This window comes from Citrobacter sp. Cpo109, from assembly GCF_030332565.1.
Classification (GTDB): domain Bacteria; phylum Pseudomonadota; class Gammaproteobacteria; order Enterobacterales; family Enterobacteriaceae; genus Citrobacter; species Citrobacter portucalensis.
In genome coordinates this window covers 1-15,151 of the sequence record NZ_JAOWHQ010000022.1, presented here as the reverse complement: position 1 = coordinate 15,151, position 15,151 = coordinate 1, and the positions used below count along the sequence as shown (strand labels likewise).

General features: G+C 49.9%; 11 protein-coding genes. 3 read left to right on the top strand and 8 right to left on the bottom strand.

Annotation, left to right across the window (positions count from 1 at the left end):
• Window positions 1-2: 2 nt before the first annotated feature.
• The 3 genes from OGY71_RS00365 to melR all read right to left on the bottom strand — a co-directional run bounded on the left by OGY71_RS00365 (window position 3) and on the right by melR (window position 4,516).
• On the bottom strand, window positions 3-764 hold the full coding sequence (locus tag OGY71_RS00365) for an AraC family transcriptional regulator (RefSeq protein WP_008786968.1): 762 nt from the start codon (window positions 762-764) through the stop codon (window positions 3-5).
• Window positions 765-1,078: 314 nt separating this feature from the next.
• Window positions 1,079-3,346, bottom strand: a complete 2,268-nt coding sequence (adiA, locus tag OGY71_RS00360) for an arginine decarboxylase (RefSeq protein WP_003826754.1) — start codon at window positions 3,344-3,346, stop codon at window positions 1,079-1,081.
• A gap of 237 nt (window positions 3,347-3,583) precedes the next feature.
• Window positions 3,584-4,516, bottom strand: a complete 933-nt coding sequence (gene melR / locus OGY71_RS00355; RefSeq protein WP_003826756.1) for a transcriptional regulator MelR — start codon at window positions 4,514-4,516, stop codon at window positions 3,584-3,586.
• A gap of 269 nt (window positions 4,517-4,785) precedes the next feature.
• Here melR and melA point away from each other — a divergent pair, with 269 nt between their 5' ends.
• From melA to OGY71_RS00340, 3 genes are all read left to right on the top strand, one after another.
• A complete protein-coding gene (melA, locus tag OGY71_RS00350; protein WP_154816719.1) occupies window positions 4,786-6,141 on the top strand; it encodes an alpha-galactosidase in 1,356 nt (451 codons plus the stop codon).
• Between the two features lie 92 nt (window positions 6,142-6,233).
• On the top strand, window positions 6,234-7,664 hold the full coding sequence (melB, locus tag OGY71_RS00345; protein WP_206160252.1) for a melibiose:sodium transporter MelB: 1,431 nt from the start codon (window positions 6,234-6,236) through the stop codon (window positions 7,662-7,664).
• 2 nt (window positions 7,665-7,666) lie between these two features.
• A complete protein-coding gene (locus tag OGY71_RS00340) occupies window positions 7,667-7,921 on the top strand; it encodes a SemiSWEET transporter (protein ID WP_003826761.1) in 255 nt (84 codons plus the stop codon).
• Between the two features lie 20 nt (window positions 7,922-7,941).
• Here the strand turns inward: OGY71_RS00340 and OGY71_RS00335 are convergent, their stop codons facing one another.
• The 5 genes from OGY71_RS00335 to OGY71_RS00315 form a co-directional block, all read right to left on the bottom strand.
• The gene (locus tag OGY71_RS00335) at window positions 7,942-8,565 is read right to left on the bottom strand and encodes a DUF2238 domain-containing protein (protein ID WP_032934135.1); all 624 of its coding nucleotides are present in this window, start codon (window positions 8,563-8,565) and stop codon (window positions 7,942-7,944) included.
• Between the two features lie 147 nt (window positions 8,566-8,712).
• Window positions 8,713-10,359, bottom strand: coding sequence for a class I fumarate hydratase FumA (gene fumA, locus OGY71_RS00330; RefSeq protein WP_057068411.1), 1,647 nt, complete (start codon window positions 10,357-10,359; stop codon window positions 8,713-8,715).
• 96 nt (window positions 10,360-10,455) lie between these two features.
• A complete protein-coding gene (gene dcuB, locus OGY71_RS00325) occupies window positions 10,456-11,796 on the bottom strand; it encodes an anaerobic C4-dicarboxylate transporter DcuB (protein WP_003031873.1) in 1,341 nt (446 codons plus the stop codon).
• Between the two features lie 715 nt (window positions 11,797-12,511).
• On the bottom strand, window positions 12,512-13,231 hold the full coding sequence (dcuR, locus tag OGY71_RS00320; protein WP_008786975.1) for a two-component system response regulator DcuR: 720 nt from the start codon (window positions 13,229-13,231) through the stop codon (window positions 12,512-12,514).
• Complete coding sequence (locus tag OGY71_RS00315; RefSeq protein ID WP_206160253.1) at window positions 13,228-14,859, bottom strand: sensor histidine kinase; 1,632 nt, start codon at window positions 14,857-14,859, stop codon at window positions 13,228-13,230. Before OGY71_RS00315 ends, dcuR begins: the two co-directional genes overlap by 4 nt.
• Window positions 14,860-15,151: the final 292 nt, after the last annotated feature.

Genomic DNA, 15,151 nt, shown 5'->3' with positions numbered 1-15,151 from the left:
AATCAGGCGGCGGATGGCTCCCTGTGTTGGCTAACATAATGCAGAGGCGTCATCCCATAGAACTCTTTGAATACGGAGATAAAGTATGAGGTACTGTTATATCCACACAGTTGAGATACCTGAGAAATGTTTTTGCCGTCCATCAGTAATTGATTGACGGCATATCGCATGCGACATGTGGTAATTATTTGGCTGTAACTTGTATTTTCACTTTTGAGCTTTTTCTTTAACAAACTGGGACTCAGGCATAAGCAACTGGCAACCATGCTTAAATTCCAGTCTTTATGTATATCGCTCTCAATAATGTGATAAACGCTATCGCTGATACAGTTGCGTAGCATATACATGAGCAAAGAAATAAACTTTTTGCTGTCGAGAAAGCGTGATAACACCGTGAACAGTAGCGAGCGTGTACGCTCTCTTTCAGCTTCGTTCACTGTGTCCATTACGCTATGTTGGGCAGCCACCCTGAAGACATCCGGCGTCAGACACGCGGCGGTCATCACTGGGCTGGCACTGCGTTGCCAGAGTGGGATCTGTGAAAGGTCTTTATTTAAAAAGCGCAGATAATCTTTAATGATATCGCGGCTGATATGTACGACCAATGCGTTATTAAGTGATGAGAAATCGATAATATTATTATCGCATGCCACCAGTGCCATATGATTAGCTTTTAAACTGATGGCTTCTTTACCGTTAATCCTTAACCAAACATCCTTCTCCGTTAATACAACAACACAAGCTTCTTTGCTGCAAAGCCTCATACCCAACTCCAGGAATATGAACATAAAACACCGTAGCTCAACATCAGATGAGCCAAATCGGCTAAATTGAAATTGTATGATGAAACCAGGACTGCAATAAAATAACGTGTCTGAAATTAATTACAATGTTTGGCGGGATTTTTCTTATGTACACATTTTTGTACGCAAGTGGAAAGGCGCTATTTGCGTATAAAAAAAGCGCGGGGTGGTCCCGCGCAAAAAGGTATGACAATGTTATTGTTTTGCAGCAATACTCAGGAATTACTCAAGCATGACATGTCTACCTTAAACATCGGACTATCTATAAAACGACATTATGCTTTCACGCACATAACGTGGTACACACCGTCAATAATTTCCGTTCCTTCGGTTTCATGTTCAAATCCAGGGAAGTGGTGGTCCCAGGACTGCAACGAACGTAGATAACTAATCTGCGGGCTATTGGCGTCGCCAAAGTTTTCCCCGGACAGCAGCATCGGAATTCCTGGTGGGTAAGGAATAACGGAATTCGCGGCTATACGACCCGGCAGATTTTCAATGGCCACCATCTCAACGTTATCGCTGACTATCGCGTTATAGGCTTCACGCGGGGTGATTTCAGCAACAGGCAGGCCGGAGTAGGCCGCGTTAAGACGTGCGCCTGGGTTGTTCTCTTTCAGCCAGGCGAACATGGTGTCGCCCAGATCGTGAATGCCCATGTTGGCGTAAGTGTCTGGATGTTCCTCAACCAGTTCTGGCATCACCTGTGCCAGCGGGGTATTGGCATCGTAATGGTGTTTGAAAGAGCACAACGTGTTGATCAGTGTGCCCCATTTCCCGCGGGTAATACCCATGGAGAACAGGAACATAATCTGGAAATCGGTGGTACGGGTCGGCACGATGCCGTGACGGCCAAGCCAGGCGGTGACCAGTGCGGCCGGTACGCCGTTCTCTTCCAGTTCGCCATCGTCGCCCATCCCCGGTGCCAGAATGCTGACTTTGATCGGGTCCAGCATGCTCCAGTTATCCGGCAGGTCTTTAAATCCGTGCCAGGATTCACCCGGGCGCATAACCCAGCAGTTCTGGTCGGTGGTCAGGAGTTGGGTTGGCGCATCGGCAAAGTCATAGGTTTTGCCGGTCTGCGGATCGGTCACAATCTCTTTGTTCCACGGTTTGAAGAACCAGTCGCCTTCGGCGGTGAATTCTTTGTACAACCGTGCCATGGCCTGACGGAAATCGACCGCTTCGTCGATCACTTCCTGGGTGAGTGACAGGCCGCTGTTACCATCCATCATGGAGACCGCCACGTCGTTTGAGGCGCAGATGGCATACAGCGGAGAGGTAGTGGCGTGCATCATGTACGCCTGGTTAAAGCGGGAGAAGTTCACGGCCCCACGACCTTCACGAACGTGAATGTAAGATGCCTGAGAAAGCGCATTCAGCAGTTTGTGGGTTGAGTGGGTGGCAAAAACGGTAGGACCGTTATGATCGCCCGGCGCGCCACGCATGGCGTAGTGATCGGCATAAATTGGGTTGAAGCGAGCATAGCCGTACCAGGCCTCATCGAAGTGGATGCGATCGCTGGTTTGCGCGAGCAGGTCCTGGGCCTCTTTGGCGTTGTAGCAAACACCGTCGTAGGTACAGTTGGTCACAACGCTGTAAGACGGTTTTTGCCCGGCTTTACCTTTGGTCAGCGGGCTTTCGCTGATCTTTTTCTGCAATGTTTCAGGCTGCATTTCCTGCGGGTAGATAGGCCCGATAATGCCGTACCGGTTGCGGCTTGGCACCATATACACCGGTTTTGCCCCGGTGAGGATAAGCCCCTGCTCGATGGATTTATGGCAGTTACGATCCAGCACCACGACGTCGTTGTCGGTCATACAAGCTTGCATGATGGTGCGGTTAGAGCCGGAAGTCCCGACCACTACAGACCAGGAGCGATCAGCGCCAAACACGCGGGCGGCATATTTTTCGCTCTCGCCAAACGCGCCGGTATGATCCAGCAGCGAGCCGAGCGATGCACGTTCAATACCCATGTCGCTACGGAATAAGTTTTCACCATAGTAATCATGGTAGAAACGACCGGCCGGCGTTTTGGTGAATCCGACGCCGCCCTGGTGACCCGGTGCTGCCCAGGAGTATTCATGGATGTCGCCGTACTTCATCAGCGCGCTGAACAGCGGTGGCAGAAGCTGTTGGCGGTAGCGGGTCATTGCCGCAACGGCGCGCCCGGCGATAAAGTCTGCGGTGTCTTCCAGAATCCAGGCAAATTCATCGACAAGCTCCAGCAGGTCGCGATCCAGCGATGCGGTGGCTTTTTCGCGATCGCCCAGCAGGAAAACGGGAACGTTTTGCTGGCGCTCGTGGAGCTTGCCGATCAATTGCCTGACGTTCAGGTGCTCGTCTTGTTGTTCCATTTGATAGCTGAACATCAGACAATCAATGGCTTCATTGGCGGCGAGGATTGCATAACCATCGTCGAATGAGGTGGACTTAATGACGGTAACATTTTGGCGGCTTAATGCATCAGCCAGACGTTCGACAGCGCTACCGACCCAGGTGTCCTGATGCAGAAACTCACTTTCAACAATTAATACTTTCATCATCTTTTACCCGGTTGTGGAAAGGTTGCAATCTATGAATTGCAGACACACCGTATGAATGTGACGCAGGCAAGTATTATCCTGTCAAAATGGGCTGTAAAGCGGGTAAAAAGTAGCCTGATTTGTGTTTAATTTGTTTTTAAACAGTGTGTTATGTTTGCTTGTTGGCGGTTTTTCACCGCCGTTTATCGACAGGGGGAATATTTTTTTGGCTGATACTGATATTGCCGAATGATATCAACCTGCGATTGTTTGCCGATGCTGCTGGCTTAGTTTGCGGTACTGCTGCGGCGACATGCCGACAAACTTGCTAAAGGTGTCATAAAAACGGCTGCTGGATCGGAATCCGGCGGTCAACGCAACGTCGAGAATGGTTTTATCGGTATCGCTGAGCAATGCGCGGACGTGATTGATCCGCATTGCCGTAATGTACTGCTTCAGGGTGAGTTGCATTACGCGTTGGAAAATCCCCATCGCGTAGTTGGCGTTGAGCTTCACGTGTTCCGCGACGTCGTTGATGGTGAGCGCCTGATCGTAGTTGTCGGCAATAAAGCTCAGCATTTGGCTGACGTAAAACTGGGCGTGCCGCGACACGCTGTTTTTGTGGGTCCGCGAGGTTTTATTGACCAGGATAGGCTGCCAACCGGAAAGGCTAAACCGTTTGAGCATCAGACCAATTTCATCAATGGCGAGCTGGCGAATTTGTTCGTTCGGGTTGCTCAGTTCCTGTTGCCAGCGCTGAACCTCAAAGGTGCTCAACTGCTGCGACGCCAGCGATTTGATGACCATTCCATGGGTAACATGGTTGATCAGCTCGCGATCCAGCGGCCAGGAGAGGAAAAGGTGCATCGGTAAATTGAAGATAGCCATACTTTGGCAGCTGCCCGGACGCGTGAGTTGATGCGGTGTACAGGCCCAGAATAGCGTGATGTGTCCCTGTTTTATCTGCACGACTTCATTGTTGATAAGGTACTCGACGTCACCATCAAACGGAACATTGATCTCCACCTGCCCATGCCAGTGGCTGGCAGGCATAGCATGCGGTGAGCGCAACTCGATATCCATCCGTTGATATTCTGAGTACAGCGATAGCGGGCTGCGGGTTTGTTCTTCATCGCTACTGCACATGTGCGGATCGGGAGGGAGAGGCGATGTCGGTAATGTACTCATGGTTGCTCCATTTCCTGAATTATCAGAATCATGTCATTTAACACGTATTAAGGCTGAGAATCAGGACACAAATTGGACCGTTACCATTGAGCATAGCGACATTTTGCGGCCGCATACTCTGCTTTTTGGGTAATTTTGTCCCATAAACTCAGATCCAATAGGGCGCAGAGTGATGATCTGAGTTTATGGGAATGCTCGGCAGGGAAGTCGGAGGTTTTCATCTATGCGCTGTGCCACCATGACTGTGTTCACTAATGTTCTGGAGAGTCATGATGTCTGCACCCAAAATTACCTTTATCGGCGCCGGTTCCACGATTTTCGTCAAAAATATTCTTGGGGATGTCTTTCACCGCGATGCGCTTAAATCTGCGCATATCGCCTTGATGGATCTCGATCCTACGCGTCTGGAAGAATCACACGTTGTTGTGCGCAAGTTGATGGATTCTGCGGGCGCGTCTGGACGAATCACCTGCTATACCGATCAAAAAGCAGCATTACAGGATGCTGATTTTGTAGTGGTCGCTTTCCAGATTGGCGGCTATGAACCTTGTACCGTCACCGATTTTACGGTGTGTAAACGCCATGGTCTGGAGCAGACGATTGCCGACACGCTGGGGCCGGGCGGCATCATGCGCGCGCTGCGTACCATCCCGCATTTATGGCAGATTTGTGAGGATATGACCGAAGTCTGTCCGCAGGCCACGATGCTTAACTACGTTAACCCGATGGCAATGAACACCTGGGCAATGTATGCACGTTATCCGCATATTAAGCAGGTTGGGTTGTGTCATTCGGTGCAGGGGACGGCGGAGGAGTTGGCCCGCGATCTGAACATCGACCCTGCTTCTTTGCGCTATCGCAGTGCCGGGATCAACCATATGGCGTTTTATCTGGAGCTGGAGCGCAAAACGGCGGACGGTGCCTATGTGAATCTCTACCCGGAGCTGCTGACGGCCTATGAATCCGGTCAGGCGCCGAAACCAAATATTCACGGAAATACCCGTTGCCAGAACATTGTGCGCTATGAAATGTTCAAAAAACTGGGGTATTTCGTCACCGAATCGTCGGAGCACTTCGCTGAATATACGCCGTGGTTTATCAAACCGGGGCGTGAAGATCTGATTGAGCGCTATAAGGTGCCATTGGATGAATATCCGAAACGTTGTGTGGAACAGTTGGCGAACTGGAAAAAAGAGCTGGAAGAGTACAAAACGGCTGAGCGGATCGACATTAAACCGTCGCGCGAATATGCCAGCACTATCATGAACGCTATCTGGACCGGTGAACCGAGCGTCGTGTATGGCAACGTTCGCAATGACAATCTGATCGATAACCTGCCGCAAGGCTGCTGCGTTGAAGTCGCTTGTCTGGTCGATGCGAATGGTATTCAGCCAACGAAAGTCGGGACTCTCCCGTCACATTTGGCGGCCATGATGCAAACCAATATCAATGTTCAGACCCTGCTAACGGAAGCCATCCTGATGGAGAATCGCGATCGCGTTTATCACGCGGCGATGATGGATCCGCATACCGCCGCTGTACTGGGGATTGAAGAGATTTATGCGCTGGTGGACGACCTGATCGCGTCTCACGGCGACTGGCTGCCGGCCTGGCTGCACCGTTAATACACAATCACGCCGGGCATTGTATCCGGCGTTTAACCTCTGACGTTTCCTCTTACAGAAGGCGGGCGCTGGTAACAGCGACCCGATACCCTATGAGCATATCTCTGACAACAAAACTCAGTTATGGATTTGGAGCGTTTGGTAAGGATTTCGCCATCGGAATTGTGTACATGTACCTGATGTATTACTACACCGACGTGGTGGGATTATCGGTGGGGCTGGTCGGAACGTTGTTCCTGGCGGCAAGGATCTGGGATGCGGTAAACGATCCCATCATGGGCTGGATTGTGAACGCCACCCGATCTCGCTGGGGAAAATTTAAACCCTGGATCTTGCTCGGTACGCTGGCGAACTCATTGGTGCTGTTTTTGCTTTTTAGCGCACATCTTTTTGAGGGTACTGCGCAGGTCGTATTTGTTTGCGTGACGTATATATTATGGGGAATGACCTACACCATTATGGATATTCCATTCTGGTCACTGGTGCCAACCATTACACTGGATAAACGCGAGCGTGAACAACTGGTGCCGTATCCGCGTTTCTTCGCCAGCCTTGCCGGGTTTGTTACCGCAGGCGTGACGCTACCCTTTGTGAGCTATGTTGGCGGAGCCGATCGTGGTTTTGGTTTTCAGATGTTTACGCTCATTCTCATCGCGTTCTTTATCGTTTCCACCGTTGTGACGCTACGGAATGTGCATGAGGTTTTTTCGTCAGACAGTGAGGCCACGGCAGACAGCAGTCGTCTTGGGTTGAAAGCGATCGTTGGGCTCATTTATAAAAATGACCAGCTAACCTGCCTGTTAGGTATGGCACTGGCTTACAATATTGCATCCAATATCATTGCTGGCTTTGCCATTTACTATTTTACCTACGTGATTGGCGATGCAAGTCTCTTCCCGTACTACATGTCTTACGCAGGTGCGGCAAACCTGCTGACGCTGATTTTCTTTCCTCGGTTGGTAAGCGCGTTGTCACGACGGATCTTGTGGGCTGGGGCATCGGTGCTGCCGGTGCTTAGCTGTAGCGTACTACTGGTGATGGCGCTGGCAGATTTCCATAATATCTTACTGATTGTTATTGCTGGTGTTTTACTAAATATTGGATCTGCGCTTTTCTGGGTGTTGCAGGTCATTATGGTGGCGGATACCGTTGATTACGGTGAATACAAACTTAATGTTCGTTGTGAAAGTATCGCTTATTCGGTGCAGACAATGGTGGTAAAAGGTGGGTCAGCATTTGCCGCTTTCTTTATCGCGTTGATACTCGGGGTGATTAATTACGCGCCAAATGTCGCGCAGTCTGCCGAAACCATCGTTGGCATGCAGTTTATTATGATAGCGCTACCCGCACTCTTTTTTGTGGTGACCTTAGTCCTGTATTTCCGCTTTTATCGACTGAATGGCGACACCCTGCGCAGGATCCAGATCCATTTACTGGATAAGTATCGCAAGGTGCCGCAGCACCATGAGCAACCGGTTATCCCGGCTATTGCGGTAGTGGCTCCAGGCGATGTGAAGGCATAGCGATGGAATGGCAATCGTTGATTGGATATTTGGCGGCCAGCCTGACGACGCTCTCTTTCTTGCCGCAAGCCATTAAGGTTATTACCACCCGCAATACGCAAGGTATCTCCGGTTTGATGTATGTGATGTTTGTGTGCGGGCTGGTTTTGTGGCTGATTTACGGATTATTGATTGAAGATACTGCCGTCAGCATGGCGAACTTTCTGACACTGTTGTTCGCCTTGCCGATTCTGGTTATCAAGTATCGTAGTAGGTAGCGTAGATTGCCGGAGAAGCGTTAGCGCTCTCCGGCCGTTTTCAACTGCCGATTGTGCCAGCCCGCCAACGCGAGGACCGTTGTTAACGCACCGAGCAGGGCGCAGAACATGTCCGACTGGGTATCCCACGGGTCACCCTGCGTGCCAAGGAAGTCATCCGCACCTTGTCCCATTGCCAGCGCCGCCCACCATTCGATCAGTTCATACATTGCGCTAATCGCCAGCGCTACGCAGCAGACCAGAAATGACAGCATCTTACGACCACGGACAATATTGCCGCGCACTAAAATCTCTCTTGCCGTCAGGGCTGGTACCAGCCCCTGGAAGAAATGGCCCAGCTTGTCATAGGGGTTACGGCTGAGATCCAGCCATTCCTGAACCTGAAAACCAATGGGAACTTTGGCGTAGGTATACATCCCACCTACCATCAGAATGATGGCGTGCAAGAAAATCAACGTATAAAGCAGCGGCGTCAATGGGTACTGCTTCATGGTAGCCAGCAACAGCGGGACGACAATAATGACTGGCGTGACTTCCATCAGCCAGGTGATTTTCTCAGAGGCAGAGATACCGGTGTAGATAAGAATCAGCGCCAGGATCAATGCGCCAGTGCGCAAGATTGTGGGGTTCAGAGTGCGGAGCATTGCGAATTCACACGTAATGGAAAAGGTCACTATTCCCTGTGAACGGCAAAAATTCAATACCAGTAAATGGGGGGATAAAGTTGGCCCGGGGGGATCGCTGGACTGACGCCAAAAATTTAGTGCCAGTCCAGTGCCGGGCCGAATGGGTTACTTCGCGCAGTTAGCGCATTGTTTGCTGACGATTTGCTGGAAGAAATCGTTGCCTTTGTCATCGACCAGGATGAAAGCCGGGAAATCTTCTACTTCGATTTTCCAGATAGCTTCCATTCCCAGCTCCGGGTATTCCACGCATTCCAGATGCTTAATGCTCTGCTGCGCCAGTACCGCTGCCGGTCCACCGATGCTGCCCAAGTAGAAGCCTCCGTGTTTGTGGCAGGCGTCAGTCACCTGCTGGCTACGGTTACCTTTTGCCAGCATGATCATGCTGCCGCCGTGAGACTGCAACAGGTCAACGTAGGAGTCCATACGACCCGCGGTGGTTGGACCTAAAGAACCGGACGGGTAGCCTGCAGGCGTTTTGGCCGGACCCGCGTAGTAGATCGGATGATCTTTCACGTACTGCGGCAGACCTTCGCCGGACTCAATACGTTCTTTTAACTTCGCGTGGGCAATGTCACGACCAACAATGATAGTACCGCTCAGTGACAGACGAGTAGAAACCGGGTACTGAGAGAGCTGGGCGAGGATCTCTTTCATTGGGCGGTTAAGGTCAACTTTAACCACTTCGCCTTCGCCCGCCTGGCGCAGAGATTCTGGAATGTACTGACCTGGGTTATGTTCCAGTTTTTCAATCCAGATCCCTTCGCGGTTGATCTTGGCCTTGATGTTACGGTCTGCGGAGCAAGAAACGCCCATACCAACCGGGCAGGACGCGCCGTGGCGAGGCAGGCGGATCACGCGGATATCGTGTGCGAAGTATTTTCCGCCAAACTGAGCGCCAAGGCCGAGTTTTTGCGCTTCTTCCAGTAGTTCCTGTTCCAGTTGCAGATCGCGGAACGCCTGGCCGTGAGCATTGCCTTCAGTCGGCAGCGCGTCATAGTAGTGTGTGCTGGCCAGCTTCACCGTTTTAAGGGTGCTTTCCGCTGACGTGCCGCCAATGACGAATGCGATGTGGTACGGCGGGCAAGCTGCGGTACCCAGCGTACGCATTTTCTCAACCAGGAAGTTTTTCAGTTTGCCGGGAGTCAGCAGCGCTTTGGTTTCCTGATATAGATAGGTTTTGTTGGCTGAGCCGCCGCCTTTGGCCACGCACAGGAATTTGTATTCGTCACCGTCCACGCTGTACAGATCGATCTGTGCGGGCAGGTTGGTGCCGGTATTCACTTCTTTGTACATATCCAGCGCCGCGTTTTGCGAGTAGCGCAGGTTATCTTCGATATAGGTATTAAATACGCCTTTGGAGAGCGCCGCTTCATCGCCGCCGCCGGTCCAAACACGCTGACCTTTTTTACCCATGATGATTGCCGTACCGGTGTCCTGGCAGGTTGGCAACACGCCTTTGGCGGCGATTTCGGAGTTTCTCAGGAACTGCAGTGCCACGTACTTATCGTTTTCGCTGGCTTCGGGATCATGGAGAATTGAGGCGACTTGCTGTTGGTGTTCTGGGCGGAGCATGAAGGAGGCATCGTGGAAGGCTTGCTGGGCCAGTAGCGTAAGTGCTTCAGGGGCTACTTTCAGGATTGTTTCGCCTTCAAACTCGCCGACGCTGACGTGTTCGGATGTCAGCAGGTAGTACTCAGTTTTGTCTTCCCCCAGTGGGAAAGCCGCCTGGTAAGTGAATTCAACTTTTGACATTTGCTTCCAGCCTTTTCATTTTTCTCAGGAATTTTAAAATTCTCTGTGTCTTCATGGTGGCGTGCCGTACCAACGTGGACGGCACGCGAACTGTGATTACAGGAAACCGTACATTGCGGCGAAGATCCAACCAAAGACACAGGATACGCTTACGCCGATCAAGCCAGGCAGAATGAAGCTGTGGTTGATAACGAAGCGGCCGATGTGGGTGGTGCCGGAACGGTCAAACTGGATAGCAGCCAGATCGCTCGGGTAGGTCGGCAGAATGTAGTAACCGTAACATGCCGGAGCAGAAGCCACGATGTACGCGGGATCAACTCCGATTGCCAGCGCGACCGGAACAATCGCTGCCAGCGCCGCTGCCTGGGAGTTTACAAATTTGGATACCAGCAGCAGAACAATTGCATAGGCCCACGGATACTCTTTCACCATATTGCCCAGCACACCTTCGATTTCTGTCATGTGCGCGCCGAACATTGTTTCGGCCATCCAGGCAATACCGTACACCGCCACAATCGCGATCATACCGGAACGGAAGACTTCGTTTTTAGATATTGAAGCGGGATTGGTCTTCGTCAGGATAATAATCAGCGCACCGGTCAGCAGCATGAACATCTGGATAACCAGCACCATTGACAGCGGTTTGCCGCTAAAGGTAGGACGCAGCTCAGAGAACGCGCCAAGCACGGCAACAACGGCGATAGCGGCCAGGAAGATCCACATGGCCAGCCAGTTGCTTTTCGGCAGCTTTTTGTCTAACAGCGTGGCGGTATCGCCATACACATAGTTGTGGTTTTCAGGTACGGAAATGAACTTCTGGAACTCTTCATCTTTATCCAGATCCTTACCACGGAACCAGCTGAAGATACCGATCGCCAGGATACCCAACAGGGTAGACGGGATGGTGATGCTGAGCAGGTCGAGGAATTCGAGATGCTTGCCTTCAAACGTTACGTTACCCAGCATTGCCACCAGTGACACAACGGCTACAGAAACCGGGCTGGCGATAATCCCCATCTGCGCGCCGATAGAACTCGCCGCCATCGGACGTTCCGGGCGAATATTGTTCTTAATGGCAACGTCATAAATGATTGGCAGGATGGTGTATACCACGTGCCCTGTACCGCAGAGAATCGTCAGGGTGCAGGTAACGAAAGGTGCGACGATGGAAACGTATTTTGGGTTACGGCGCAGCAGCTTTTCAGCGATTTGCAGCATAACGTCAAGGCCGCCGGAGGCTTGCAAGGTTGCCGATGCGGCCACCACGGCAATAATAACCAGCATTACATCTACAGGTGGTTTACCCGGCTGGAGATGGAAAACGAAAACCAGAATGACCAGGCCGATACCGCCTAATAAACCCAGTGCGATACCGCCCTTTCTGGCACCATAAAACAAACATATTAATATTATGAGAAGTTGTATACTAAATAACATTTTATTTACCCTCGCGAAAAACCCAGTCAATTTTTGAAAAATGGATCTGTGCCACATTCTTTTTTGCCAGAATAAGCATCAAAAAATGGTCAGTATTCGATATATCCGTATTTGCGATTAATGTTCAAATGTCTTGCTAGAATGTTTTTTTAAAGTTATGGCGATATTTGGTTTTTTCTGTGGCTTTGATCAGAGGAGAGAATCCTCAGGCGATGGGAAGCAGAGCTGAACATGGAAAGCTGCGGTTGACGCTGTAATTTATCTGTTTTGCGTTTTCCGCTATTACGTGAACCACCGACAGAATGGGTGAGTAGATTATTTATGTGATCACGGTCACGCCATCTCATAATGTGATGAGGTCGGCGTGCGGATACTTTTATTTGCTCACAAAAATGTACGGTGTCCATGGTACGTAGCATGGTCTCCATTGCTACCAGTCTAGATTTTGTATGTCTGGTTAATTTCAGACTAATCCTTTATGGGTAAAAATACACACTCTGCGAGTTAGATAATACTTAATTAACTTTTGTTAGCGATTTTGAAATTAAAAACAGTGTGATGGTTGTCAATATTAAAATAATACATTTAACATGCCGGATACAAATATATTTGATCTAACGCAAATTTATAATTTTACAGTGCCAGCTGGTGAAATTGGGATTTTTCATTATTTTAATAATTGTTACTTTCAAATAACAAATAATCCCAAGTGTATTTATTGGCAATATTGTTTAAGCAATGAGTAGTGTTCAGCCTGCACGCGATAACGATAAACAGGTCTGCCGGTCACGCCATAATGGATGCTGGTAAATAAGATGTGACAATTGACGAGCCAGATAAGGTATTTACGGCAAGAGACGCGCGAGATATTGACCTCGTTGGCCAACTCATCTGTGGAGAACTCTTGATCCTGGTGCTCATCAATCCACTGGCATAACGTGCGTAACGTTTGCGGCGTTAACCCTTTAGGTAAGCGCCGTGCTTCCTGTTCATTGGAAGAGCTGCCGTGAATCAGCTGGTCAAGCTCAGACTGTTCATAATACTGATGCTTGTCCATTTCATTTTTCTTGTGCAGCCAGCCGGTGAGCGCCTCTTCAAACCGGGAAGCCTGGAAAGGTTTGATCAGGTAGTCAACAACACCGTAGTGAAGTGAATCTTTGATGGTGGTGGCATCAGCGGCGGAAGAGATGACGATGACATCACACTTGCAACCTTCGCTGTGCAGAACCGGTAGCAGGTCCAGACCGTTTTCTTTTTGCATATAAATATCTAGCAAAATCAGATCAATATGATGACCGCTATGAAAGATTATCTCTTTTGCTTTCTCCAGCGTGGAGGCTGTGCCGCAGCAGTGAAAACCGGAGAGTTGCGCGACATAACGGCGGTTTAATTCCGCTACCATTGCATCGTCATCGACAATTAAGACATTGATCATCTGCTGGCCCTCTCACCATTCCACGGTAACTGTACAAAAAATTGGGTGAAGATCCCAGGTTCAGACTCGACGGATATATTGCCGCCAACGTTTTCAACCTGTTGTTTAACAAGCGCTAAACCTACGCCCCGTTCGGTTCCTTTTGACGAAACGCCCTTCTCAAAGATGTGCTCAATGTTTTCGGGGGCAATCCCCGGACCATCGTCATTCACTTCGCAATGCAACCAGCCGTGTCGATAATGCAAGGATACGCTGATCTCACCACCAGGTTCTTGACCTAGCGCTTCCAGGGCGTTTTCAATCAGATTCCCCAGAACGGTAATCAGCACCGCCACCTGATCTTCGTTGCTATTTTCCGGTAACTGGCTTTCATTGCTAATGACCAGACTATGGCCTAAATCAGATGTGCGATTAATCTTACTGAGTAAAAATCCTGCGATCACCGGTGATTTTATTTTTCCTAACAGCGAGCCAATTTCTTCCTGATAATTGTTTGCTGTCTTCAGGATGTAATTTTCAAGCTGCTTATAACTTTTCAGATGCAATAATCCCAGAATCACGTGCAATTTATTCATGAATTCGTGGGATCGTTCACGAAGTGCGTCGGCATAGTTGACCATACCATCCAGACGTTGCATTAGTTTTCGGACTTCAGTCTTATCTCTGAAGGTTGAAATGGCACCGATGATTTTACCGTTGCTGAGTACCGGGACCGTGTTAATTAAGAGTAGCCGATCCTTCACCATGATCTCTTCATCGCGGCGCGGCGTTCCGTCATGTAGTACCTGTGAAAAATCGACCACCTGTGACCACGCATGGCTGAGTGTGGAGAGCTGGGCATCATCTTGTGATTTGTGATAATCCAGCAGCTCCTGCGCCGCTTGGTTAATCAGCGTCACCTCACCGCATTCGTCAACGGCAATGACACCTTCCTTTATAGAGTGCAGCATCGCCTGGCGTTGTTCGAACAGATTGGAGATTTCATAAGGCTCCAGACCAAACAGAATGCGCTTGAGAACTTTGACAAATACCCATGTACCGAGCAGTCCAACCAGCACGCCAAATAAGATGGACCAGATGATGCTGCCGCGGCTGTTATTGATCTGCTCAGTCACCCGGCTTAGCTCAAGGCCGATCGACACGACGCCAATCTGCCGGTGATGTTCGTCATAGATAGGAGTAAATACACGTAGAGCTTTAGCCAGGAATCCGCGATTAATGGCGACATTCTCTTGACCCTGCAGGGCCAGCAATATGTCATCGCCTTTAAATGGCTGACCGATTCTCTGCGCTTCGGGATGGGAGTAACGAATGCTTTGCATATCAGTGACGACGATGAACAAAAAGTCGTTGCTCTTATTCACCGCCTGGGCAATCGCCTGAATGCCGCTTTCCTCGGGCTTTTTCATTAGTCCCTGGCGGATCTCCGGAGAGTTGGCTAGCGTTCGCGCGACCGCAAGCGCTTTACTCGCTAATGCATCGCGCGTCATGTTGCTGATCTGCGAGAAATAAATCAGATGAACGACAAGCAGCACGGAGAAGAGTACTGCACTAACCATGAGGATCACGGTGGTGCCAAGCTTCATCGGGCGTTTACGTATAGCAGTACGTTGCAGGGAGTATCTCATCACGGTCCTGAAATCACGGTTTGTACGGGTATTATTGCCTGATGGGGTGCGTAATTCAAAGGTGGTAGGGATTATGGCGCTTAAGTTGTCAGTCCTTCTTCTTTATATAGCGTAGAGTGAATTTCTTTCTATATAGAGGTTTTCATACCGATTCTCTCCCTTTTTAGGGACGCTGACAGATAATTTCCTTACGATTGTGGATAACTCTGTGCGTAAATGGGTATAAGGCGGGGTTTTGCTGTGGAATGCAGCAGTCAGTCATTTTTCTGTCATTTAAGGGTTGCGGGCCGCA